The organism is Sporosarcina sp. BP05 (genome assembly GCF_014282005.1).
Lineage (GTDB): Bacteria > Bacillota > Bacilli > Bacillales_A > Planococcaceae > Sporosarcina.
In genome coordinates this window covers 18,204-41,692 of sequence record NZ_JACFTD010000012.1, presented here as the reverse complement: position 1 = coordinate 41,692, position 23,489 = coordinate 18,204, and the positions used below count along the sequence as shown (strand labels likewise).

Below are 23,489 nucleotides of genomic sequence, written 5' to 3'. Positions count from 1 at the left end.
GCCCAGCGTCTGGCGCCTGAAGCTAGACAGTGAAAGGAATGCAGTCTTAGTACGCCGCGTCCTGTGGCAACAGCTGCCTGACCTACATCGTGTAGGCCTAAAAAGGGATGCCGACTAATGTCGACATCCCTTTCGTTAGACGCTTCGTTTTCCGGTTATGAGGTTGAAGATAAATACAATAATCGCGATAACTAGAAGAATGTGAATGAGTCCTCCACCAATCTTGAATACAAGACCTAACACCCAAAACACGAATAATGCTACAATTAGTAACCATATAATTCGACCCATGTGAATCACCCCTTTTCTGATGTATTCAATATATACCCCTGCCAATTTAAAGTTAAACTTGGGGCGATTGAAAAGTAGTTATTGGGAAAGAGACTGGGTATACATACTGGAGGCGGTACAGTTGGCAACACCAGGTATGGAAGACTATCTTGAACAGATTTATTTGCATATCGAAGCAAAGGGCGTTGCGCGTGTATCGGACGTTGCTGAATCCTTGGCGGTTCTCCCTTCATCTGTTACAAAAATGGCCCAGCGTCTCGACAAGGAAGGCTATATTGTTTACGAGCGCTACAAAGGTCTTGAATTGACAGGGAAAGGGTTCTCATTCGGGAAAAAGCTTGTGCGTCGCCATGATCTTCTTGAACAGTTTCTTCGTATTATTGGAGTCGATGAAGAAAATATTTATGGAGACGTGGAAGGAATTGAACATCACCTGAGCTGGAATGCGATGGATCGAATAACCGATCTAGTTGAAGCGATGGGACAAGACGATGAATTTGTTAGGAAATTACGTGTAATGGATCAAAAGAAAGAGGTAGATAAATAATGGAACAACTTAAATCAGGCTATGCAGTGGAGTTAGAAGTATTAGAGCAGGACGGTTCAAGATGGATATTGCGTGGCGATGGCGAACAAGAACATATTATGTTGAACGCATCTGATGCAGACGAAAATATTCAAGAAGGGGATATTGTCAACGTTTTCCTTTACATGAACAGACGTGGAGAGCTTTCAGCGACGATGCAGATGCCACATATGACGGCTGAGACATTTGGCTGGGCGCGTGTAATACGTGTGGATGATCATGAAGGAGTCTTCGTAGATATCGGTTCTTCAATTGAAGTGCTTGTGAATAAAAATGACATGCCGAAAGTACGGGCTCTATGGCCGAAGGTAGACGATGCACTGTACATGACGCTTCGAATGGATTTGGGCGGTACTATTTTTGGCAGACTTGCTACAGAAGAACGCGTATTGGAACAAATTGCCGAAGCGCCAGCATCTGCATTTAACATGGACTTGAAGGCAAGAGCGTACCGCTTGTTGCCAGTTGGTTCGTTTATGCTCAGTATTCCAGAGAATTACCGTATCTTTATCCACAATACGGAGCAAGAACGGGAACCACGCTTAGGGCAGGAAATGACTGTGCGTATTATTGGCGTCCGTGAAGATGGGACAATGAACGGATCAATGTTGCCTCGTAAAGAGGAGCGTCAGGGAGACGATGCTGAAAAAGTTCTTCGTTATTTGAATGAAGTCAATGGACGCATGCCGTTCACGGATAAATCAACACCTGACGAAATAAAAGAAATGTTCAAAATGAGTAAAGCGTCGTTCAAACGCGCACTTGGTAAACTCATGAAAGAAGGCAGAATTGAACAGAGTGAAGGATGGACATTGTTGAAATAATACCGAAATTCGGGAACCTTTAGCAACCTCGAATCGTATTAATTCCTAGAAAGAAGGGGGAATCAACATGAAACGTCTACTTACAATGATAGTGGCAGCTGTACTGGCTATCGGAATCTTGGTTCCGACTGCTGTACATGCAGAAGATCCAGTCATCAATGAAAAGCTTGGTGTACCGATCGTCGTTTACGGCGCGGATTTATCGGATGCTGAGAAGGAAAGTGTGAAGATAAGTCTTGGTGTTGCAAAGGAAGCGGAGGTTGAAGAAATATCCGTTGACGGCAGTGACCTTGTGAAATATATTGAAAATGGCAATGGTAAAGCAAGAATGTATTCTTCTGCTAAAATCACAAGGCAAGAAAAAGGCAAAGGGCTTGTCATCACGATTGTTACGCCAGATAATATTACAGAAGTAACGTCAGAAATATATGCGACTGCTATGCTGACGGCTGGAATTGAAGACGCGGTTGTCGAAGTGGCAGCGCCGAAAAGAGTAACAGGTCATTCCGCACTCGTTGGTATATACAAAGCATATGAAGTGTCTGGTGAAAAACTTGATACGAAACGAACAGACGTCGCAAATGATGAATTGAATCTTGCAACAAAATTTGCAAAAGAATCCGGTGTAGAAAGTGAAAAAGTAGCCGAACTTTTGACGGAGATCAAAAAACAAATCTCAGAGAAAAACCCAGCGACAAAAGAAGAAGTAGCAAAAATTGTGACTGAGCAAATGACAAAGCTTAATATCAATTTAAGTGATGCCGATCGCCAACTGCTCATAGACTTAATGGATAGAATTCGGAATTTAGATATCGATTTCAATAAGTTATCCGAGCAATTATCGGATATGACATCGAAAATTAAAGAAACGCTCGGCGACATAGATCCTAGTTTTTGGGCGAGTGTTAAGGAGTTCTTTGCGAACCTATTCGAATCCGTTCAGTCTTGGTTTAAGTAAGTGGACAGCGAAGTACAGTGTTGTCTTGAAAAATAGAATTTATTGAAAAGGGGTAGTTTAGATGGAATTCGAATTTGTTGAATTGGGTGGGGACGCATTCGCGTTCCGTTATGAACAAGATGGAGCGATGCTTGCAGAAATTACATGGACGATTCTTGGGGATGTCATGGTGATGGATCATACATTCGTTTCACCGGACCTTCGAGGGCAAGGCGTTGCAAAAAAAATACTGGATCGTGCGGCTAGTTATGCGCGTGAACAGGAGTTAAAAATGGAGCCTGTCTGTTCGTATGTTGTAACAGCTTTTGAACGTTACAAAGAGTATGATGACGTAAAAGTGTGAAAAAAGAATAATAAAAGGCAATCCATTTAGTTATAAAACTAAGGATTGCCTTTTAAATTTCACAAGGTAAAGTTCGACTCATTCATATCCCTCACAGTAAAATAATGAAGTACACTATGCTGGTTAACACAGAAGCGCTGGCGACAGTATACATCATGTCGGCTTGACTGAAAATCAGTTTCTTCTCCATTTGTATCGTCCCCTTTCCTATTTCGGGCTATAATGCCTGCGTATATACAGAATACCCATTCACTTATTAATCAAACATTTTTGTACATCTGTTGATTAACCATTTATTTGCATAAAAAACTGGTGAGTAGGGCTTGATGACCTTCATTTTCACTGGACTATTTTCGGCCCGCTTACGGTTAACTATTTATGACAGGTTTACTGAGGTGTCCTAGTGTGGCTAGAAGTGCCTCCGTCACTTCTAGCCACACTCTTTTCAGTAATCCTGTTGCGAATAATTGCCTGTCGCATCCCTACATATCCAGACATCCCGGTAATCGTATAGAAGCCATTTAATCCAAAGCAATACAAAGTCATTTATATAAGTAGCACTCAGTGTGTGATCAAGCTATTTGCTGGTTACTTTTTGTTAATCAACAGACGTGACATTTTAGTCATGTATTTTTGGGGAAAGTGAAACCTATTCTACAGTTGAACGTATAATCATATATAGATTAAGAGAGAGGTGTATTTCATGAGTCGCACAGCAGAAAAGGTATTATCGATTATAAGCGTCGTATTGACGACAATAGGCGTATTTATCAGTTTCGCATTACTGGCTTTATTTAACTATTTGAAATCGGACCCGTTGATTCAGGATGAGTTCGAAGCGGAAATGCTGTTGATGGATCCAACATTAACACCTGAACATATAGAAGTAATGTATGGAGCGTTTGGAGTCATAGGTGGGTTTATGTGGTTAATCATTATCAGTTTAATCATTAGTTTGATCTTGACGATAATTGGAATCGTGAACATTTGGAAGAACAAAAATCCTAAGCTTGCCGGGACTATGTTCATTATTGCTGGATTGACTGCCGGAATTCTTTCGTTGACTTCAATTCTTCTTTATATCGTGGGTATCCTTTGTTTTACAAAGAAACCAGCGCTAACAGATGAATCGCAGCTCGTGGATGATAAATATGATGGAATGATGAGACCTTTATAATAATAAAAACACTTTCCTTCCAATTGGGGGAAAGTGTTTTTTAAAAAAGATAAGAAAGTATAAGTTTTTTTGACATAGAATAGCGTCTAGCTCCAGGTGCCTTTCGCTTTTGTTATTGTCTAGCTCCAGGCGCCAGCCGCTCTGAGGACCACAGGATGTGGGTCACGTAGCCATTGCCGCAGGACGCGGCGTACTTAGGCTAGGTTCCTTGAAAGCAATCCAGCTATGTGGAAAAAAGCGCCACGTCGCTGGCTCGACTTATGCCTGTCGCGTCTAAACGGCGCTTTCCGCTATTCTTATTGCAAGGCAAGTGCAGGGGAATGAATATAAAATACATATTGGGCCGTGACCACAGGATGGCCCTCGAAATATTCATCAAAGACATCAAGTAGTTCGAAGCCCTGTTTCTCATAAAAGGCTCGTCCAATTGCATTGCGTTCGTCCACATAAACAAATAATTGCTGTGCCTCCGAAAGTAGCGACAAAGCATACTTAACTAGCTTATTACCATAGCCCATTTTCTGGTGTGATGGTAAAATGTACATAGCAGTCAATTCAGAATCGCCATCTTCATCTTTTTTCGTGAAACTAGAAAAACCAATAGGAATACCTTCACATTCTGCTACTAACACATACGTTTTCTCCATACGTTTCAATAGCATCGCTTCTGAATAGGAGCGATTGATAAACTCTTTTTGGATTTCTGCTGGAATACTATCTTTATAGGTTTCGCTCCAAGTCTTAAAAACAATTTGTTGAACGTGCATACTATCCATGGCAGTCATTGGTCGGATCATTGCACTGTCACCTCTGCATTTCTTTTTGCTATCATAACAAATAACTAGGCTAAAAACTACCAATGTAATGTAAATGATATATATGGGAGAGAAGCTATATGAAGTGGACTTATCACGAGTTTAGGGAATTAAGTGGTCATGAAGTATATGAAATGTTGAAGTTGCGTGTTGATGTGTTCATCGTGGAGCAAAATTGTGCGTATCATGAAGTTGATGGTCATGATTACGATGCAATTCATATATTCTGTAGCGATGAGGAAGGACTGGCCGCCTATGCACGGCTTCTTCCGGCAAATGTTAAGTATATGGAGCCATCCATTGGCCGGGTCATCATCAGAGAGAATAGAAGGGGCACAGGGCTTGCGCACATTCTAATGGAGAAAAGTGTTGCCTTTACGAAGAACCATTGGAAACCTGAAAAGATTCGTCTGCAGGCCCAGCACCATCTAGTTGGGTTTTATGAAAAGCATGGATTTAATGCGATCTCGGAGCCATATGAAGATGGTGGAATTCCACACGTGGATATGATTTTATCAATCAAATAAAAATGAAAGTTTCTAAGCTGGCAGATGAGGGTATACTCTCTGTATAATGCATTTTCATTAAATCTGGGAGGAATGATTTTAATGGCTCGTAAACGAAATAATAATTTATTACTTGCAACGATGGCGGCGGGGGCTTATGCCTACTTCAGTAAAAAAGAAAATAGGGATAAGGCACAAGTGGCTTTTAACAACATGAAAACAAAAGTTGATTCATTTATTGGATCACAAAAATTGAATCGATGTCCTGAAACTAAAGTCGGTCATTCGGATCCATATGATCTTCAAGATAACAAGATGGTAAGTGAAGGTGCTCAAACGAGCGTCCATTATTATAACCAAGAAGTTGAAGATGATGTGAAGATGACCCCTGAAACAGATGGACTCTACCATAAAAAAGAAAAGAATGACCCGAGTTCGGAACAATCCAACAAATAAAGTTGAGGGATTGCACAAAACAAAAGGCGCTTCCAAACATGGAAGCGTTTTTTTATTCGATTCCACAGGAAGAAAAATAATTCTTGAATGGTCAATCGTTGTAATTAGAGAGCTAGGTAAGGTATAATTTTTAATAGTTTGAAATAGTGAAGGTGAATCTAATGAAGAAGAAAATTGGATTAGTCACGATGCTAATGACCACTGCTGTTTTTCTAAGCGGTTGTGCAGGCATCGAGAACAAAGAAGGCACATTTTATAATCTTTTTGTTAAGCCTATGGATTGGTTACTGCATTTCTTCAGTGATTTTTTCAATGGAAGTTACGGTCTGTCGATTATCCTCATCACGGTATTAATTCGGTTGATCCTTATGCCGCTAATGCTGAAGAATTATAAGTCGCAACAGAATATGAAAGTTAAAATGGATGGACTTCGCCCCGAGATGGAAGACATTCAAAAGCGTTTGAAAGAAGCGAAAGAAAAAGAACAAAAAGAGGAGCAAGCGAAGCTTCAGCAAGAAATGATGGGGCTCTATTCGAAGCATGGTGTCAATCCGCTTAATATGGGTTGTCTTCCGTTAGTCATCCAGATGCCAATCATCATGGGTCTGTACTTTGCAATCCTCAATTCTACAGAAGTACAAACACATGAGTTTCTTTGGTTCAATCTTGGAGAACCCGATATGATTATGATGGTACTTGCTGGTGCGGTCTACTTCGTACAAGCGCGTGTATCACTATGGACAATGCCGGAACAGCAGAAGAAACAGATGAAAGCATTTATTTACTTATCGCCGATTATGATCATGTTCATTTCATTCAAAGCGATGGCAGCATTACCTCTTTACTGGGCGGTTGGGGGACTACTCCTTATCTTCCAAACGTATTTGGGCCGCAAGTTCTATTACAAGCATCCTGAACCGGTTGTAGAAGGTGCTGAAGAAGTTATACCTGCAGATGAAAAGGAAAAAGTGACAGAAACAGTAATAGAAGAAGTGAAAAAAACAAACACTAAAGACAAAAAACGCAAGTAGGCTGAAGAGAAATCTTCGGCTTTTTTTCTAGCCGGATTAGAACAATCAGCTACTAGGCTCACTTGGTGTGGATTATACAGCCTTGGGAGGTTATCTATATGCAGACTAAATGGTTATTTGGAATCGGAATTGTGGCAGCCGCATTGGCATCAGTTTATTTCATCGTCAAACTCGACTTGAACAATGCTGTTTTGTCGATGGTGGCTTTGTTTTCATTGACGAATGGGGCTCGGGCAAAATCATTTCGTGAGCAGGGTATGTTACGTGAGTCGAAATGGATGTTATGGATGTCACTGTTTTTCGGATTCGCTTTTGTAGTGTTACTTATATTTAATGTAGTCAGGTAAGTTGAACACCTGAATAATTGTATAAACAGCGAAGCTGCTTTTCAGGGGGTAGCTGAAGCGGATTCAATGGAATTCTTTATTTCAACATATATTGGTAAAGAAAAGACGCTTACCGGGAACTGAAATTTCCGGTAAGCGTCTTTTATATTAATAAGCATATTTCTTTCTAGTCATTAGCACTATGATGATAGCTGGAACAGAACAAATAATCATGCCGAGAAATGCGAGCCGAGGGGAAATGTCATATAAGTAACCGCCCAAAAATGTCAGAATTGCAGTGCTAAGGCTCATCGCGAATGCCACATACATTCCTTGTGCTGTAGCAATTTGATCATGGGGTAGTTTTTCAGAAATGAATTTTATGAACGCGAAATGGGCTACGCCGAACGACAAGGCATGGAGTAGTTGAGTACCGATGAAAACAGATACATATGGAAATAAAGCAATAAGTATCCACCTCACCGTGGATCCGATTCCTGCAATCAGAAACATCGTAGAGACTTTCACATTTGCAAGCAATCGATCAGCGCGTGTGAAAAATAATATTTCAAATAACACTGCTATATTTAAGGTAATTCCGATATAAAGGCCATTAACACCAAGATTATCTAAGAAGATGAATCCAAAGTTGTAATAGGACGCATGCGCGCCTTGTAAAAGGATAGCGAGTATCATGACGATTGCGAACCCTTTGGAGGTGAAGAGTGATTTGAAATTGATGGCTCGTTTCGTAGTGTCGTCATTAACTGAATTTAATCGCAAAGCTTCTGGTGCTGGTCGCATGAAAAATAGCGTTGCGATGGCTAATCCAACAATCATTATGTATAGGATTGCTTGCTCAGTCCAGATAACCGTAGCCGCTCCGATTAACAACAAAGCGAGAGTGTAACCAATTGATCCGAACGAACGGCTCTTTCCGTAATGAATTCCTTCTGTCTGCATTAAAACAGATGCGCTGCTTTCGACGGCAGGCAATATCATCGGATAGACTGCACTAAATAAGATGGTAATAATAAGAAGTAGGATGAAAGGTGAATCTGGCAAGTAGAGGAGCGTTAAAATAAGTGCTGCAAGAGACATCCATTTCATCACACTTATCATGGACATTTTTCGTGTTAGGTATGGAAAGACCAGCAATGTCGACAATGATCGCGCAATCATTCCAGCGCCCATAATGAAACTTGCTGCTGTTACAGATAAACCTTTTTCAATTGTTAGCCAGCCGGTCCAATAGGGAAGAAATACGCCCCAAGTAAAGAAAAAAGCGAAAAAACTCATTGAAAGCCATCTTTGGTTATTCATCCTATCGCTCCCTTACAAACTCTTCAATAATCGTGAAATTAAATGATAGCATACGCAGACCACAAAGAAAAATGATGGTAGACTATAGATATATATTGAGAAGGTAGGCTTATTGATGAAACGGAAAAGCAACTATACTAATAAAAAAAATAAGAAAAAACAGGGCAAGACTTTAACGATTATTTTACTTATTTCTGGTGTTATCATGACAGGTCTGCTAATTGGGCTCGGAATGAATGATTGGGATGTAGAAAAAAGTATTAAAAAAGGGAAGGAAGCCATAGGTATGTCTGTTGCGAATGAGGATACAACCCCTGAAACGGAGCCAATCGAACTTCCAGGCCTTGTAGAACAACCGGATGAATCAGTAGTAGAACCGGACGCTGGGGTAACGACAGAAGAGGATGAACCCGGGAAAGTGCAGGAGGTCATGCCTGAACAGAAACCAACTGAGCAAAAAAATCCGCCATCCAAACCAACTAAAAACAACGGTGCAGGATCTAGCACCGAAGTGAAACCGACTCCAACGATTGATAACGGAGGATATATTGAAGGTCAGGTGCTTCCTAAAGAACCAAAGTTTGTAAACGGGATTTTACTTGCCAATAAAAAGTATCCTCTTCCGGCAACTTATGCACCTGGAGAAGACAAAAAAGCGCGTGAGGCATTTGAAAAAATGGCGGCAGAAGCGAAACTTGCAGATTTTAATCTCAATGCATTCAGCACCTATCGCGCGTTTGAATACCAGAAGACACTTTACGACAGATATGTTGCCCGTGATGGTAGAGAAGCGGCAGATACGTACAGTGCGCGCCCGGGCTATTCTGAACACCAAACAGGGCTCGCGTTCGACATAGGGGAAGTGAATTTCGAACAGCATTTTGCTTCATCATCATTTGGGGAAACAGAAGCGGGAAAATGGGTGGCAGCAAATGCTCACCGATTCGGTTTCGTTATGCGCTATCCAAAGGGAAAGGAACAGGTTACGGGGTATATGCATGAGTCTTGGCATTTTCGTTATGTTGGTATTGAAGTTGCAGATAAAATCTTCAAACGAAATCTAACGCTAGAAGAATATTTAGGGGTTCAATAAACGTATAGACGACTTGAATTTCCATAAACAAAAGGGACATACCGTATTAGCGGTGTGTCCCTTTTGTTTACATCAAGATTCCAGCGCCTAAAGGCTTGGAGGCCCGCGGGATGCGGCGTACTTTGGCTGTGGTCCTTAATTGGTCGGTCCGGCTGTGTGGCAAAGAACGCCACTCGGGCCTTCAGGATGCAGGTCAAGCAGTGGGGAGGGATTGAACTTCATCCCTCCTTGTTGCGACACGACGTCGCGAATTTAGACTGCATTCATTTGTAACAGGCGCTTGCGCTTTAGTTTTTCATAATATCGGCGAAAGCAATCGTGAAATCGATTCTTTTATTTTAATGGTTTGTGAACGTGCCAAGTACATTTCATAGGTTAATTCGGTCGATAATTGCATATCATGTTCGAACAGTTCCTTTAATTCGTGTGATTTTTCACGGTCATAAATGAAGGCATTGACTTCGAAATTTAATTTGAAGCTGCGCACATCGATATTGGCAGTTCCGACAGTTGACAGTTCATCATCGACAACAATTTGCTTTGTATGCAAGAAGCCGTTTTCATAAATATAAACCTTGGCACCTGCCTTTAACAATTTACCAACATTCGAGTACGTTGCCCAGTAAACAAACATGTGGTCAGGCTTGTTTGGAATCATTATTCGTACATCGACCCCTGAAAGGCAGGCGATGCGCAGAGCGTCCAGGAAACTAACGTCGGGGATAAAATAAGGCGTTTGAATATAAATATACTTTTTCGCAATGAAAATCATTTTCAAATAACCATCTTTAATCTGTTCCCATTCAGAGTCGGGTCCACTTGAAACGATTTGCATACCTACCGAACCTTTTCGTGGGATAGCTGGAAAATAGCGTTCTGCATATTCGATATCATTTTTTTCAGATGCCTGGTTCCAGTCCAATATAAACCTTGTCTGCAGTGGGTGCACTGCACTACCTTCAATCCGCAGATGTGTATCGCGCCAATAGCCAAACTTCTTGTTCAGTCCTAAATATTCATCGCCGACATTGAAACCGCCGACATAACCAATCCGACCGTCGATAACAACGATCTTCCGGTGATTCCGGAAATTCATACGGGGATTGATGAGTGGCATGGTAGCTGGAAAAAATGCTTCAACATCCCCTCCATTAGCGATTAGTTCTTTTAAATGCCTTTTGCGAAGTCCTCGTGAACCAATATCATCGAATAACAAACGTACTTTAACGCCTTGCTTCGCTTTTTGGATTAATACATTTAGTATCCTAGTTCCAAGGGTGTCCAATTTGAAAATGTAAGTCTGAAAATGTATATGATCTTTTGCTTGCTCAAGGTCATGAATAAGTGCGTCAAATTTAGCTGCGCCATCGTTGAAAACCTGAACATCATTGTCTTGCGTCAAGACAGCGTGGTTATTCCTGAGGTGAAGGTAAATCATGTCCTTGTAGTGGGCTGTATCATCTAGCCTGAATTCGAGGGTATCTTCTTCTATTGCTTCAATTTGATAATCAATCAATTGATCGATACCAATTTTACTGCGTCCTTCCCACCTGAAAAGATGTTTTTCTCTCAATTGTCTGCCGAGTAAAAGATAAATGAAGAAACCGAAAAATGGGATGAAAAATATGACGAGGAGCCATGCCCAAGTCGAGGTGGGATCTCTTCTTTCAAGAAAGATAAGGGCGATCGCAAGAAATATATTTAAGATAAAAACTGCCGTCACCGAAATACTGATTAGTTGAGTCATAAGCGGCCTCCTTTACATATAATGCTTATCTTACTAGTATAACGGAAGACTTAGAAAAAAGAAGGTAACAGTGGTAGTTAAGATAAAACCTACTTGACTGATAGACATTGATGGTTTAAAGTGTAATTAAAGCTATACACTTATCTAAAAACGTAGGAGGAAAAAAAGTGAATACATTATTACTTATTCTGAACATTGCCGGGTTGCTCTTGCTCGTCGGTATACTATATACTATGCATCGCAAAAAGGTTTCGTTTTCAAAACGTGTATTTACCGGGCTGGGGCTTGGGATTGCATACGGACTTATTTTACACTTTGCATATGGTACGGATTCGGCAGTGTTGAAGGAATCTATTCCGTGGTTTAACTTAATAGGAACAGGTTATGTAAAATTACTTCAAATGATAGTTATGCCACTCGTTTTCATTTCAATCCTTGGGGCATTCACGAAAATAACGATTGGCAAGAACTTTGGTAAGATGGCCGGATTGATATTAGGTCTCCTTATCGGAACAACAGCAATCGCTGCAGTTATCGGGATTTCTGTTACACTTCTCTTCGGTCTTGATGCATCTGAAATTGTGCAAGGCGAAGCTGAACTTGCACGTGGCGCTTCCATAGAAGAACGTTCGGCAGGAATTGCAGACCGTACGTTACCGGATCAGCTGATTGACTTGTTACCTGCGAACCCGTTCCTTGATTTCACCGGCGCACGTCCAACATCAACAATTGGTGTAGTTATCTTTGCTGCATTTCTTGGATTTGCCTATTTGACACTTACGAGAAAAGATGAAAAAAATGCAGCTACAGTGAAAAAAGGAATCGATGCGATTTATTCTTTAATCATGGGAGTTGTAAAGATTGTCTTGCGCTTGACTCCATACGGTATTTTAGCGATTATTGCTACCACCGTAGCGACGTCTGACTTTGCCGCTATCTATAGTTTAGGTAAGTTCGTACTTGCTTCCTATGTAGCTATCTTGGTCATGTTCGGTATTCATTTAATCATTATTACGCTGTCGGGATTAAACCCAATAACTTACGTGAAAAAAGCAGGGGAAGCTTTACTGTTCGCCTTCTCATCACGTTCAAGTGCAGGAACACTTCCGCTTAACATCGATACACAGACGAATCGTCTCGGTGTGCCTGATGGTATTGCCAACTTTGCAGGCTCATTCGGCTTATCAATCGGTCAAAATGGTTGCGCTGGAATCTACCCTGCGATGCTTGCAGTGATGATTGCACCTTCAGTAGGGCAGAACCCACTTGAGCCAACATTCCTTATTACATTGATTGCTATTGTGGCAATCAGCTCATTCGGAGTTGCTGGAGTTGGTGGAGGAGCAACATTCGCTGCCATCCTTGTTCTATCCGCACTTAACTTGCCGGTTGTATTAGCAGGACTTCTAATTTCAGTAGAACCGCTTATTGACATGGGTCGTACAGCATTGAATGTTAGCGGTTCGATGACGGCAGGCGTAACAACTGCACGTGTGACAGGTGAACTGGATAAAGATATGTACAATGCTCCTCTTGATAAACAGACGGCAGAAGTATAAGTCGTCGAGCGACCATAAAATGTGATGGAACGATTATATAGCTTGCTTGACCGATCATATTTCGCTACGACCAATCATATAATTAAAAAAATACCGTGGAAGACGTCTCAGTCTTCTGCGGTATTTTTATTTTGTAATCATTTTATATGTTTCCGTAATGAAATCTTTATAAGGGGTATGTGGCATAACAGAAATATTGGCTAATGCTTTTTCAGCATAACGTATAGCCTCTTCTTTATTCCCTAATTCTAAGTGGCAACGAGCGATATACGCATCAGCTTCATAGAAAATGGACAGATCAAGTGGGTGGTGAATATAGTTTGCAATCACTACTTTTTCAAGGGAGTCGAGAGCTTGATCGTATCGTTGTAATCCATGAAGGGCTTTGCCTTTTTCCAAACAAAGATATGGACTGTGACCCTTGGCCTTTTCATGCTCTTTGATATAAGGTTTTAGGAAACGCAAAGCTTCACCGTAAGCATGCTTGTAGGAATTCAGATGATGGACTTTCAGAAACTTTGTAAAGAAGAAAGCTTCTTCATCCTCAGCAAATTGGCCGTACAGCTCGAGTTTTTTTGAATAAAACCATGTCTTCTCTTCGTCAAATGACATCATCGCATGGATAGCGGCGAGTCGATATAGGCTATCGATATTATAAAAAACCCGCTGTACCTTGGAAAATTCGATAGCGCTTTCCATGACCCGTTTCGCCGATTCCGTATCCCCCACGGCATAATGAAGAATTGCTTCATGGTAGTCAAGGTCGATTCTTGTCATCGGATCAATGAATGCGTGATTCATTTCGATTTCAGAACGCTCCTGTAGCATAATTTTTAGCGAACCGGCATAATCATGTGCTGTAAATTTAACCATCGCTCGAAAAATCCCGATGTCGACGCGGCGTGGAATAATATTCATCTCTTCGTAGATACTGGCTGCCTTGTCAGAATTGGTTTGCCAACCTTCTTTTTTTACGCGAAATAGGCTACGACTGTACATTTCTAGTAAACGCGCCGCTTCATAGCCTTGCGACAGCTTGGGAACATACGGTTCAACTAAGGCAATGAGCTGTTCGTATTCATCCGTTACTTCGTCGAATTTGGTATGATACAGTTTTTCGGCCTGGTCCAACACTTCCCTTAATTCCTGTGTACTCACTTCTTCCAGTAACTCCACCACTTCCACACCAAGTCTTTCCGCTATATAAGATAGGCTTTCCATCGAAGGATTGGCCTTATTGTTCTCGATGAGGCTCAGCATGCCTTTCGTTAGCTCATTACCTGCTAACGTTTCTAACGTCAGTTTCTGTTGTTTTCGTAATTTACGTATTCGCTCACCTAACGTTTCGATGTGGCACACCTCCATGATTTTTAATAAAGTTTAATTATATTAAACTTTCGCTTGTAATGGAAGGGGGAAAGTGTTATTATTTGTTTAATGAAATTAAACATTACAGGACGGGGTGTTTGCGTGGAAGAGGTTTTAAAGCTTAAAAAAGCAACATATCACTTATGGACATTCACCATCAGCAAGCTTATTTCTTCATTCGGCTCACAAGTGTACGCTTTTGCAATTAGTTTTTACATTTTACAAGTGACTGGATCCGCGACAAGTTTTGCGATGAACCTCATATGTAGCCTGTTACCAAGGACGCTTATTGCGCCTTTCGCGGGCTATGCGGCAGATAAGTATTCAAGAAAGACAATCGTTATTACAGCACAAATCGCTTCTACTTTTGCGATAGGGGGGCTCTTGCTCGTCAGTCTGACTTCAGGTTTATCCCTAGTTGCAATCTATACGACAACAGTTGTTTTATCAATTACATCAACATTTTCGAGCGTGACGTTCAGTTCTTCTATTACGGGACTCGTTGATGACGGACGGATTCAAAAGGCGATGTCTTTGAATCAGATGTCTATTTCATTTGCGTCAATCGGAAGCCCCGCGGTAGGTGGTTTATTGTACGGAACAGTCTCGATGCCAGTGTTTCTCATAATGTATATGATTGCTTCAATTATTGGTGTCTTCCTTGAATCAACGATGAATTTCAAGTTATTTGCGAAACGTAAAGAAGTAATAGTCGGGGAACCGAAGGAATCGATGTTACAAAGTATGAAAGCCGGGTTAGCCTATTTAAAACTACAACCGATTCTCATTACGCTCATCTGGATTGCCTTGTTCATCAACTTCCTATTTGGTGCATTCCTAGTTGGTTATTCCTTCATACTTATTGAAAAAATGAAGATGGTTTCTACGCATTTTGGATTAACAGAAGGTGCATTCGCGGTGGGAATGCTGCTGTTATCCATCTATTTATCGATGCGAAAAGAAGTAAAGTATCCACTGCTCGTGTCAAAGCGAGGCATTCTTGGAATGGGTGTCATTATGGGAAGCGTTGCGCTGCCACTTTTAATACCTATGCAATATGGCTTTATGTTTGGCTTATACGTGTTCATCATGTTTAGCTTTGGAGCAACAATGATCATAGTTAATACACCAATGCAAGTAATGATGCAGAAAATGATTGATGATGATTATAAAGGTCGTGTTTTTGCGATACTCGAGACGATGGCAATGGCACTTATGCCGCTTGGAGTAGTTATCTACGGATTCTTATACGATATATTCCCAGCGGAGTGGATTCTTATCGGTTCAAGTCTATTGTTGATTGGCGCGGTTTTATACCTGGCAAGACCATCTGTCGTGCGAAAAGCGCATCCGGAATTAGGGGAATTAAAAGTGATGAAGTCAGAGGTTGTTTCAGAATAATTATTTGCATCGTTTCTTGAGGTGAAATAGTAAAGGCAACCTCTCATCAACTTTAGAGAGGTTGCCTTTTATGTTCTTGCTAGTTATTCAGCAGCAGCCTCCAAAGTTCGCAACGATTTAGCAGACTTCCTAAACGCAAAGATTAGCGCAATGGATAGAACTGCAAGAATCGCGGAAATGAAATACATATTGCCGGCTTCTTGCGTGAAAATCCAAGTGAATAATAGTGGACCGATAATGCGTCCCATATTGTCCATGGAATACGTCATTCCGGCAGCCGTACCGTATTTTCCACCAGATTCTTTTGTTGTTAATGAAACGAGTACTGTTCGTGAAAGTGCATTACCAGCAGTGAAGACGCTTAACGAAAAGCCAGCCCAGAAGAGACTTGATGAAAATGGAATAAGGAAAAGTCCGAGTGCTGTAACAATCTGTGCCCCGATAATCCATTTCGTTTCCGTTCCATTTTTCACACGACGGACGACACCGCCTTGAATCGCAGCATCGACAAAGCCACTAGCCATAAACAAGTAACCGAGCTGAAGTGGTGTGATCTCAATTTTTGAGATTTGGAACAGCTGGAACGTCGATTCAAGCCCAGCAAGAAGAAATGTCACCATGAACGAGAATAGAAATAGATAGCGAATACGATATTGCCAAAGCATAGCTCCGCCTTTTGGAAGGAGTGCACGTTTATTCGCCTCACCCCGTCGCTCCGGTTCTTTCAAAATAATTCCCGCATAAATCATAAGAAGTACTGTTAAAGTACCAGAAGCAATGAATGGTAATTGAAGACTGACATTACCAAGTACACCGCCGATTGCTGGTCCGAAAATAAAACCAAGTCCAATCGACATACCAAGCAGTCCCATATATTTATTGCGGTTTTCTTCATCCGTCATATCTGCAACGAATCCAGTAACGGCGGTATATAGTGCACCGGAGAATACTCCCCCCACAACGCGTGACGCATATAAGAGCGGTAAGTTCTCGATGAACAAAGCAAATAGGAAGAAACTAAGACTGAAACCAATAAGTCCTATTAAAATGAGTTTTTTTCTTCCGGTTCGGTCTGACAAAGCCCCCCACAGCGGCGCAGTAAAGAAGGATGCAAGTGCATAAACAGTCAACAATCCACCAACATGCACCTCGGATAATCCTTGCTGCAAGATAACTTCAGGAAGAATCGGAATTATGATACCGAATCCAAGATAAACGAAAAATTGTACGGACATAAGTAGAAGGATTGCTCTTTTCATATTCAAACCCACTTTCGACTAAATCAATATACTCATTCTACCCCCCCGCGTGCTAATCAGACAATGAAAAGGGGGGAGGTGGTAAGTTCACAACGTATCGCACAAAGTAAACGACGCTACTACGAGTTCACGACGTATTGCTCGAAGTAGACAACTACAAGCGGAAAGAAAACAACAATCTCCCTAAAGTAAACAACACCACCAAAAAAGATCGACATTCTTCCCAAAAACTCACCCCAAAATAGATTTTTTATCAAATTACCTCTACTGATGTATGAAACATTTACAAAAAGTTAACAACTGTAACAATAATGAAAGATTAAAAAGTGGACAGGAGTGGTATGATTGTAGTATGAGCAAAATAGAACAACATTTATCCCGCATTAACGGGCAGTAAGACCCCCACTTCAATTCTTTAAGGACACGAGAAGAAAAAGTGGGGGATCAACTGCCCGTAAAAGCCCGAATGGTTAAACTAACAATCAGTGGGGGATAAAGACTCCCCCTCTGATTGAAGATTAACTTTATCCGTGGAACGAAACTTTACTGATGCGTATTCGTCTAGAACTAATAGAAAGGTCGAGGTGGAAACGATGGCTAAAGAAGTTGATTTGAAAACGATCATCTCCAACTTGGCGAAGTTGGGTGTTTCGGCTACGATGACGAAATCCCGTCTGGAAATGCTGAAAGCCCTTGCGCCACTTGCACAAGCCCCACAAATTCAATCTCAATAAAGAAAGTAATAGTATGTAGACAAAAAAAGCTTCGACGGATTTTCCCGTCAAAGCTTTTTTGTCTTGTGTTGGTGTCGAAACTCCAAGCACCAGCCGTATTTCTTTATTTATCATCATCTGAACTAAACATATACGTCCTATGATGGTACTTCATACTGAATACCAATCCAATCGCGAGCATATTTCCCATCAGTGAACTACCGCCATAACTGATGAATGGCAGTGGGATGCCTGTAATCGGGAGTAGTTGAATCGTCATTCCAATGTTTTCAAAGACGTGGAACGTAATCATTGCAATAATACCTGCGCATATATACGTACTAAATGGATCTTTCAATTCAAGCGTGATTTTCGTTAAATGATAGATGAGGAAAAAGTACAAGCAAATAACCAAACTCGCGCCAATGAAACCCCAGTCTTCTGAAATTGTCGTAAAAATGAAATCGGTATGGCTTTCTGCGACGTACACTTCGCGACCTTTATATCCTTTCCCGAAAACTTCGCCCGAACCAATCGCATTGAGTGACGTAATAAGATGACGCCCTTCATTCGAAGAATAAGAATAAGGGTCAAGCCATGAATAGATACGTTCAAACATGTATGGTCTTAAACCGAGTTTGTTTTGAAGGAAGTCCTGCGCATAGAGTGTCATCCACAGTAAAGTCGCTCCAATCGTCGCAGTCCCGATAAATACTGGAAAAATTATTCGCCATGTAATTCCTGCTACAACGACGAACGCTGCGGTAATTGCTATGAAGACAAGTCCAGTACCAAGATCGGTCTGCATCATGATGAAAAGCAACGGCAAGAACAGAACAACAATTATTTTCCCGAGTAAAAAAAAGTCGGTCTTCAATGTTTTCTTAGCAAACTTTTCGTGATGTACCGTAATCATACGTGCCATACCGATGATGAAAAATGTCTTCATGAACTCAGCGGGCTGGATGCTTCCTACCCCAGGAAGGTGAAACCAACTTTTTGCACCATTTCTTTTTGACACAAGATCCATGCTATCCGGAAGAATGATTAGCAAGGCTAAAATAAATACACCGCCACCGTAGATAACCCACGCTGCTTTTTTATATTGATCTGGTTCTAAAAACATCGTGATGGCGATAATGACACATCCGATAAAGTACCATTGAATTTGCGAAGGTACGAAGTTTTTCGGGATAGAGTCTATCTTGTATTGGCCGGTCGTCTGGGCAGAAGCAATTGCAAATAGGCTGACGAGGAAAAATAGCAGCAGGATAAATGCGAGTGTCCAGTCAAAACGATCTGCGGGTTTATTAGGTATTTTCATAATATAGTCACCTTAATTCCACTAAAATAGGATTACTTTCTACACTTAATAGTATAACGGAGTAAGAGTTCCGATGTTTTCTTTTTTTATTATTATCCAATGAACTTAGCTAATCAATTTTCATCTAATCTAGCATTCTTAAGTATAGCTCATCCGAGTCAAGGATGCATTTCCTCATATTGGACGCATTGACTGCTGTGAAGTTGCCCCTAGAAAGATGAACGTGCTAAAATTATGGGCTATTAACATTGTTATGAGAGAGGATTTTCTTTGTGGCGTGGGTTTATTTACTGATCGCAGGCATGACTGAAATCATTTGGGCGATTGGATTAAAAGAAGCGCAGGGCTTCACGGTCCTTCTCCCTTCAATAGTAACGCTGGTTTTCATCATAGTTAGCTTTTTCCTGTTCGCGAAAGCAATGGAGACAATACCCATTGGCACTGCATATGCTATTTTTACGGGGATAGGTGCGGCTGGAACAGCAATTGTTGGTATTGTCCTATTCAATGAAGGAGTCAGTGTTGGCAAACTGTTTTTTCTAGTCCTTCTGCTAGTTGGTATCATTGGACTAAAACTTGCTGATGGACAGGGGGAGACTGAATAATGTCTTGGATAATCTTAATCATTGCGGGGCTTTTCGAAGTGGCATTTGTCATTATGATGAAATTATCGGAAGGATTTCGAAATAAAAAATATACTGCATTGACTGTTTTAACAGCAGCACTTAGTTTCTTTTTATTGTCAGTTGCTATGAAAGAATTACCCGTCGGAACAGGGTATGCCGTTTGGGCAGGAATCGGTGCGGCGGGCAGTGTCCTAATTGGCATGGTTTTTTTTCGTGAAAAGCGAAGTGCGCTAAAGTTCCTGTTTTTATCCTTCATCATTGCGGGAGTTACGGGACTTAAGTTGTTTGGTTGAATAACTTACATAAAATCATCATGAATGTGAGCTGTTCATGTTAAACTGAAGGAATGAAACTAATAGATAGCGAGGGGAAAATATGAAGAAAAAACTAGGATTGGTCTACGGCGGAAAGTCAGCGGAACATGAAGTATCGTTGTCGACTGCACGGGCAGTAACACAAGCGGTCGACTTTGATAAATACGAAGTAGTTCCAGTTTATATAACGTATGATGGTGAGTGGCGAAAAGGGGAATCACTTGAATGCCCTGCGAAAACGATTGAAGAACTTCGTCTTGATGGAGATGGCAGCAATAAGCCGGATAGTATCCATGATTTCTTGAACGGAGAAACAGGCGATTTGGACGTTGTTTTCCCGCTTCTACATGGAACGAATGGTGAAGATGGAACGGTTCAAGGGCTCTTTGAAGTAATGAATGTTCCGTACGTTGGTAACGGTGTCCTTGCATCGTCCGCAGGAATGGACAAAGTCGTGATGAAGCAATTATTTGCGCAAGCCGGATTGAAACAAGTACCTTATGTCCATTTTATCCGTACTGGATGGGTTAAAGGTAAACAACAGTTAATCGACAAAATGGAAGCTGAGCTCGGCTGGCCGATGTTCGTAAAACCTGCGAATCTTGGTTCCAGTGTGGGCATCAGCATGGCGACGGACCGTGAAGGTTTAATCGAAGCAGTGGATCTAGCGCTGAAGTTCGACCGGAAAATCATCGTTGAACAAGGCGTAACTGCACGTGAAATCGAAATGAGTGTCATGGGCAACGATGAACCGTTATGCTCAGTGTCGGGGGAAATCAAACCTGTCGCCGCATTTTACGATTATGAAGCGAAATATACAGATGGCAACACAACGCTAGCCATTCCTGCAGCCGTAACTGAGGAAGTTAAAAAGACAATGGAAGACATGGCTGTCCGTGCGTTTAAAGTGCTCGACTGTTCGGGTCTTGTCCGTGCAGACTTCTTTGTTACGGCGGACAACGAAGTGCTGATCAATGAAGTGAATACAATGCCAGGTTTCACGCCTACAAGCATGTTCCCGCTATTGTGGCAAAAAACAGGTGTAGCGTATCCTGAATTAATCAACAGGCTAATCGAACTTGCGCTAGAACGACATGCAGAAAAGCAAACATTACAATATACGATGGATTGAGTGTGATTTGAAGTGAAACGGAAGTTAACCGAAATCGCTGATTGGATACAAGCGGCCGGCCAAAATTTAGAAGACATATTCGCAACGGGTGTGTCCATTGATTCGCGAACTGCATCAGCTGGAGATTTATTTATTCCTTTTCGTGGAGAACAAGTGAACGGTCACGCTTATGTGGAACAAGCGATTAAACAGGGCGCGGTCGCATCTTTATGGATGAAAGATGAACCGAATCCACCTGCAAATTTGCCGCTAATTTTTGTCGAGGATCCCGAGTTGGCGCTCCAGGAAATGGCACGTGTTTACCGAGGGATGCTTCATTGTAAAGTCGTTGGAATAACAGGCTCGAATGGCAAAACATCAACAAAGGATTTAATTGCAAGTGTTTTGGCGCCATATTTTAACGTGCGAAAAACGGAAGGCAATTATAATAACGAACTTGGATTACCGCTCACGATATTGTCACTTGAAGAAGACACCGAGTTTGCAATCTTGGAAATGGGTATGAGCGGGTTCGGAGAAATTTCCTTTTTATCGAAATTAGCGAAACCGCACTTTGCTGTTATTACGAATATCGGGGAAGCGCATATGCAGGATCTTGGATCACGTGCAGGTATCGCCAAAGCAAAATTCGAAATAATCGACGGACTGCAAGAGGGTGGAAAACTGTTTTATGACGGCGATGAACCGCTTCTGCAAGGACTTGTGGATCAGCTATCTGCTGTTCAAGCTGTTTCATTTGGCTACGAAAAAGAAACGCTGTTGTCACTCGAAAAGATTGAATCTGGCGATGAAGGAAGTCGCTTTACAGTCACGGGCTTACTAGACGGAGAATTCACAATCCCTGTATACGGCGCACATCAAGTGAAAAACGCATTGGCTGCGATTCTTATTGCGAATGAAGCAGCTATCAGTGACGATGACATCCGTGGATCACTTCGCCAAGCGTCCTTAACGGATATGCGTATGCAGCCGGTTAGTGTCGATACTGGTGCCCTGTTCATTAATGACGCATATAATGCAGCACCGACATCAATGCGTGCAGCGCTTGCTTTCATGGAGGACACAGGATTACGTAAAGAAAAATGGGTTGTACTTGCTGATATGTTAGAACTGGGTGACGAAGAACAGGTTTATCATGAAAATCTAGCCGATGAACTTTCTAATATGAAGCTAGAAGGCATTCTGCTATATGGGCCGCGAATGAAATGGCTACATGATAAATTGGAAAATGGCGGCATGGAAATGCGGCTTTTATGGTCAGAAAAAGATTATACGCCAATTGTGGACACACTCAGGGAATATACAAGTAAAGATTCAATTGTCTTATTAAAAGGGTCGCGCGGAATGGCACTGGAACATATTCTAGAAGATCTGATGGGCAAAGGAGCCGGGAAATGAAAACTGGCGTGCTATTCATACACGGCTTTACAGGCGGTCCACTAGAAGTACGACCGCTTGTGAATTTCCTGAAAGTGAGAACGAACTGGCAGTTAGCTATACCGACATTGCCGGGCCATGGCATCACGCTCAATCTTGAAAAAGGGTCCGCTGATTCTTGGCTGATGGAAGCTGAACTTGCACTTAAAAGGCTACAGAAAGAAGTCGACCGTGTAATCGTGGTCGGCTTTTCGATGGGTGGACTGATTGCGATGTATCTTTCGCTGCGGTATAAAATCGATAAACTTGTCCTGTTAAGTGCGGCTGCAAAATATATAAGTCCGCGCATTCTTCTGAAAGAAATGAGAATCATGTTGGCAAAACCGCTTCTGACAAAATATCCACCAAATTCATTTTATCATCTGTACGAGTACAAGATGACGCACACGCCGCTGCGGGCCGTGTTCGAGTTTTTACGCATTGTGAGCATCGTCAAACCTTATTATGGTTTGATTAAAACACCTGTATGTATTGTTCAGGGCGAGAAAGACGGAATTGTTCCAATTACTACCGCAGAACACTTACTAAAAAAACTTGGCTCCGAAAAAAAGGAATTCATAAAATCACCTGTTGGGAAGCATCATATCTGTTACAGCGATGACTGTGACAATTGGTTCAATGAAGTGCTGCGGTTTATGAGAGAGGACTGACCACGGGTACGTGAAGCTTCCACTTTTCGTCGATGTCTAGCTCCAACGGCCAGGCGCTCGGGTCATAAGTGTAACCAGCTATGCGGCAAAGAACGCCGCTTCGCAGGTCCAGCTTATGCCGGGCCTACAGGATGTAGGTCATGCAGCCATTGCCGCAGGAAGCGGCGTACTTTGGTTGCGTTCCCTAGTCAGTCCGCTTCCGCTTTTCCTTGATGTCTAGCTCCAGCGGC

General features: G+C 41.7%; 25 protein-coding genes. 18 read left to right on the top strand and 7 right to left on the bottom strand.

Annotated elements, in window-relative coordinates; translation table 11 throughout:
* Positions 1-135: 135 nt before the first annotated feature.
* Positions 136-291 (bottom strand): lmo0937 family membrane protein, encoded by a 156-nt coding sequence (locus tag H2672_RS13705; protein ID WP_186672265.1) that lies wholly within the window; start codon positions 289-291, stop codon positions 136-138.
* 121 nt (positions 292-412) lie between these two features.
* On the opposite strand from H2672_RS13705, the gene mntR reads away from it, so the two are divergent.
* The 5 genes from mntR (at position 413) to H2672_RS13680 (ending at position 4,179) form a co-directional block, all read left to right on the top strand.
* The gene (mntR, locus tag H2672_RS13700) at positions 413-838 is read left to right on the top strand and encodes a transcriptional regulator MntR (protein WP_186672264.1); all 426 of its coding nucleotides are present in this window, start codon (positions 413-415) and stop codon (positions 836-838) included.
* Positions 838-1,701, top strand: coding sequence for a CvfB family protein (locus H2672_RS13695; protein ID WP_186672263.1), 864 nt, complete (start codon positions 838-840; stop codon positions 1,699-1,701). The genes mntR and H2672_RS13695 overlap by 1 nt, the downstream gene beginning before the upstream one ends.
* Before the next feature lie 67 nt (positions 1,702-1,768).
* Positions 1,769-2,659, top strand: coding sequence for a DUF1002 domain-containing protein (locus H2672_RS13690; protein WP_186672260.1), 891 nt, complete (start codon positions 1,769-1,771; stop codon positions 2,657-2,659).
* A 61-nt stretch (positions 2,660-2,720) separates the two neighbouring features.
* A complete protein-coding gene (locus H2672_RS13685) occupies positions 2,721-3,002 on the top strand; it encodes a GNAT family N-acetyltransferase (protein ID WP_186672258.1) in 282 nt (93 codons plus the stop codon).
* 703 nt (positions 3,003-3,705) lie between these two features.
* Positions 3,706-4,179, top strand: coding sequence for a DUF4064 domain-containing protein (locus H2672_RS13680; RefSeq protein ID WP_186672256.1), 474 nt, complete (start codon positions 3,706-3,708; stop codon positions 4,177-4,179).
* A gap of 296 nt (positions 4,180-4,475) precedes the next feature.
* On the opposite strand, the gene H2672_RS13675 is transcribed toward H2672_RS13680, so the two are convergent.
* Positions 4,476-4,976 carry a GNAT family N-acetyltransferase gene (locus H2672_RS13675; protein ID WP_186672254.1) on the bottom strand — a complete coding sequence of 167 codons (501 nt, stop codon included), beginning with the start codon at positions 4,974-4,976 and terminating at the stop codon, positions 4,476-4,478.
* Positions 4,977-5,074: 98 nt separating this feature from the next.
* Between H2672_RS13675 and H2672_RS13670 the strand changes: the two genes are divergently transcribed.
* The 4 genes from H2672_RS13670 to H2672_RS13655 all read left to right on the top strand — a co-directional run bounded on the left by H2672_RS13670 (position 5,075) and on the right by H2672_RS13655 (position 7,334).
* Positions 5,075-5,521 carry a GNAT family N-acetyltransferase gene (locus H2672_RS13670; protein ID WP_186672253.1) on the top strand — a complete coding sequence of 149 codons (447 nt, stop codon included), beginning with the start codon at positions 5,075-5,077 and terminating at the stop codon, positions 5,519-5,521.
* Between the two features lie 81 nt (positions 5,522-5,602).
* A complete protein-coding gene (locus H2672_RS13665) occupies positions 5,603-5,956 on the top strand; it encodes a hypothetical protein (RefSeq protein WP_186672252.1) in 354 nt (117 codons plus the stop codon).
* A 161-nt stretch (positions 5,957-6,117) separates the two neighbouring features.
* The gene (gene yidC, locus H2672_RS13660) at positions 6,118-6,987 is read left to right on the top strand and encodes a membrane protein insertase YidC (RefSeq protein ID WP_186672251.1); all 870 of its coding nucleotides are present in this window, start codon (positions 6,118-6,120) and stop codon (positions 6,985-6,987) included.
* A gap of 98 nt (positions 6,988-7,085) precedes the next feature.
* Positions 7,086-7,334, top strand: a complete 249-nt coding sequence (locus tag H2672_RS13655) for a hypothetical protein (RefSeq protein WP_186672250.1) — start codon at positions 7,086-7,088, stop codon at positions 7,332-7,334.
* Positions 7,335-7,481: 147 nt separating this feature from the next.
* Here H2672_RS13655 and H2672_RS13650 read toward each other — a convergent pair whose 3' ends face one another.
* Positions 7,482-8,636, bottom strand: a complete 1,155-nt coding sequence (locus tag H2672_RS13650) for an MFS transporter (protein ID WP_186672249.1) — start codon at positions 8,634-8,636, stop codon at positions 7,482-7,484.
* A gap of 115 nt (positions 8,637-8,751) precedes the next feature.
* Here H2672_RS13650 and H2672_RS13645 point away from each other — a divergent pair, with 115 nt between their 5' ends.
* Positions 8,752-9,729, top strand: a complete 978-nt coding sequence (locus H2672_RS13645) for a M15 family metallopeptidase (protein ID WP_186672248.1) — start codon at positions 8,752-8,754, stop codon at positions 9,727-9,729.
* Between the two features lie 295 nt (positions 9,730-10,024).
* On the opposite strand, the gene cls is transcribed toward H2672_RS13645, so the two are convergent.
* Positions 10,025-11,476, bottom strand: a complete 1,452-nt coding sequence (gene cls, locus H2672_RS13640; protein ID WP_186672246.1) for a cardiolipin synthase — start codon at positions 11,474-11,476, stop codon at positions 10,025-10,027.
* Positions 11,477-11,709: 233 nt separating this feature from the next.
* On the opposite strand from cls, the gene H2672_RS13635 reads away from it, so the two are divergent.
* Positions 11,710-13,035 (top strand): L-cystine transporter, encoded by a 1,326-nt coding sequence (locus H2672_RS13635; protein ID WP_186672350.1) that lies wholly within the window; start codon positions 11,710-11,712, stop codon positions 13,033-13,035.
* A gap of 126 nt (positions 13,036-13,161) precedes the next feature.
* On the opposite strand, the gene H2672_RS13630 is transcribed toward H2672_RS13635, so the two are convergent.
* On the bottom strand, positions 13,162-14,400 hold the full coding sequence (locus H2672_RS13630) for a helix-turn-helix transcriptional regulator (RefSeq protein ID WP_186672244.1): 1,239 nt from the start codon (positions 14,398-14,400) through the stop codon (positions 13,162-13,164).
* A 105-nt stretch (positions 14,401-14,505) separates the two neighbouring features.
* On the opposite strand from H2672_RS13630, the gene H2672_RS13625 reads away from it, so the two are divergent.
* Entirely contained in the window at positions 14,506-15,804 is a 1,299-nt protein-coding gene (locus H2672_RS13625; protein ID WP_186672242.1) for an MFS transporter, read from the top strand.
* An 83-nt stretch (positions 15,805-15,887) separates the two neighbouring features.
* Here H2672_RS13625 and H2672_RS13620 read toward each other — a convergent pair whose 3' ends face one another.
* Entirely contained in the window at positions 15,888-17,063 is a 1,176-nt protein-coding gene (locus tag H2672_RS13620) for an MFS transporter (RefSeq protein WP_186672240.1), read from the bottom strand.
* Between the two features lie 593 nt (positions 17,064-17,656).
* On the opposite strand from H2672_RS13620, the gene H2672_RS13615 reads away from it, so the two are divergent.
* Positions 17,657-17,797: an Lmo0850 family protein gene (locus H2672_RS13615; RefSeq protein WP_186672238.1), complete on the top strand. Its 141-nt coding sequence runs from the start codon at positions 17,657-17,659 to the stop codon at positions 17,795-17,797.
* A 103-nt stretch (positions 17,798-17,900) separates the two neighbouring features.
* Here the strand turns inward: H2672_RS13615 and H2672_RS13610 are convergent, their stop codons facing one another.
* Positions 17,901-19,100, bottom strand: a complete 1,200-nt coding sequence (locus tag H2672_RS13610) for an FtsW/RodA/SpoVE family cell cycle protein (RefSeq protein ID WP_186672236.1) — start codon at positions 19,098-19,100, stop codon at positions 17,901-17,903.
* 272 nt (positions 19,101-19,372) lie between these two features.
* Between H2672_RS13610 and H2672_RS13605 the strand changes: the two genes are divergently transcribed.
* From H2672_RS13605 to H2672_RS13585, 5 genes are all read left to right on the top strand, one after another.
* Positions 19,373-19,705, top strand: coding sequence for a DMT family transporter (locus H2672_RS13605; protein WP_186672234.1), 333 nt, complete (start codon positions 19,373-19,375; stop codon positions 19,703-19,705).
* The gene (locus H2672_RS13600; RefSeq protein WP_186672232.1) at positions 19,705-20,019 is read left to right on the top strand and encodes a DMT family transporter; all 315 of its coding nucleotides are present in this window, start codon (positions 19,705-19,707) and stop codon (positions 20,017-20,019) included. Before H2672_RS13605 ends, H2672_RS13600 begins: the two co-directional genes overlap by 1 nt.
* A gap of 82 nt (positions 20,020-20,101) precedes the next feature.
* A complete protein-coding gene (locus H2672_RS13595; protein ID WP_186672230.1) occupies positions 20,102-21,172 on the top strand; it encodes a D-alanine--D-alanine ligase in 1,071 nt (356 codons plus the stop codon).
* A gap of 12 nt (positions 21,173-21,184) precedes the next feature.
* Positions 21,185-22,570: a UDP-N-acetylmuramoyl-tripeptide--D-alanyl-D-alanine ligase gene (locus H2672_RS13590; protein WP_186672228.1), complete on the top strand. Its 1,386-nt coding sequence runs from the start codon at positions 21,185-21,187 to the stop codon at positions 22,568-22,570.
* Positions 22,567-23,259: an alpha/beta hydrolase gene (locus tag H2672_RS13585; protein WP_186672227.1), complete on the top strand. Its 693-nt coding sequence runs from the start codon at positions 22,567-22,569 to the stop codon at positions 23,257-23,259. The genes H2672_RS13590 and H2672_RS13585 overlap by 4 nt, the downstream gene beginning before the upstream one ends.
* The last annotated feature ends 230 nt before the right edge of the window (positions 23,260-23,489 follow it).

Coding starts and splice junctions, on each gene's coding strand:
- H2672_RS13635 (WP_186672350.1), top strand. CDS start 11,710: ATGCATCGCAAAAAGGTTTCGTTTTCAAAACGTGTATTTACCGGGCTG.
- H2672_RS13670 (WP_186672253.1), top strand. CDS start 5,075: ATGAAGTGGACTTATCACGAGTTTAGGGAATTAAGTGGTCATGAAGTA.
- H2672_RS13620 (WP_186672240.1), bottom strand. CDS start 17,063: ATGAAAAGAGCAATCCTTCTACTTATGTCCGTACAATTTTTCGTTTAT.
- H2672_RS13650 (WP_186672249.1), bottom strand. CDS start 8,636: ATGAATAACCAAAGATGGCTTTCAATGAGTTTTTTCGCTTTTTTCTTT.
- H2672_RS13600 (WP_186672232.1), top strand. CDS start 19,705: ATGTCTTGGATAATCTTAATCATTGCGGGGCTTTTCGAAGTGGCATTT.
- H2672_RS13645 (WP_186672248.1), top strand. CDS start 8,752: ATGAAACGGAAAAGCAACTATACTAATAAAAAAAATAAGAAAAAACAG.
- H2672_RS13585 (WP_186672227.1), top strand. CDS start 22,567: ATGAAAACTGGCGTGCTATTCATACACGGCTTTACAGGCGGTCCACTA.
- cls (WP_186672246.1), bottom strand. CDS start 11,476: ATGACTCAACTAATCAGTATTTCGGTGACGGCAGTTTTTATCTTAAAT.
- H2672_RS13655 (WP_186672250.1), top strand. CDS start 7,086: ATGCAGACTAAATGGTTATTTGGAATCGGAATTGTGGCAGCCGCATTG.
- H2672_RS13685 (WP_186672258.1), top strand. CDS start 2,721: ATGGAATTCGAATTTGTTGAATTGGGTGGGGACGCATTCGCGTTCCGT.
- H2672_RS13690 (WP_186672260.1), top strand. CDS start 1,769: ATGAAACGTCTACTTACAATGATAGTGGCAGCTGTACTGGCTATCGGA.
- yidC (WP_186672251.1), top strand. CDS start 6,118: ATGAAGAAGAAAATTGGATTAGTCACGATGCTAATGACCACTGCTGTT.
- H2672_RS13695 (WP_186672263.1), top strand. CDS start 838: ATGGAACAACTTAAATCAGGCTATGCAGTGGAGTTAGAAGTATTAGAG.
- H2672_RS13675 (WP_186672254.1), bottom strand. CDS start 4,976: ATGATCCGACCAATGACTGCCATGGATAGTATGCACGTTCAACAAATT.
- H2672_RS13630 (WP_186672244.1), bottom strand. CDS start 14,400: ATGGAGGTGTGCCACATCGAAACGTTAGGTGAGCGAATACGTAAATTA.
- H2672_RS13665 (WP_186672252.1), top strand. CDS start 5,603: ATGGCTCGTAAACGAAATAATAATTTATTACTTGCAACGATGGCGGCG.
- H2672_RS13610 (WP_186672236.1), bottom strand. CDS start 19,100: ATGAAAATACCTAATAAACCCGCAGATCGTTTTGACTGGACACTCGCA.
- H2672_RS13680 (WP_186672256.1), top strand. CDS start 3,706: ATGAGTCGCACAGCAGAAAAGGTATTATCGATTATAAGCGTCGTATTG.
- H2672_RS13595 (WP_186672230.1), top strand. CDS start 20,102: ATGAAGAAAAAACTAGGATTGGTCTACGGCGGAAAGTCAGCGGAACAT.
- H2672_RS13705 (WP_186672265.1), bottom strand. CDS start 291: ATGGGTCGAATTATATGGTTACTAATTGTAGCATTATTCGTGTTTTGG.
- H2672_RS13615 (WP_186672238.1), top strand. CDS start 17,657: ATGGCTAAAGAAGTTGATTTGAAAACGATCATCTCCAACTTGGCGAAG.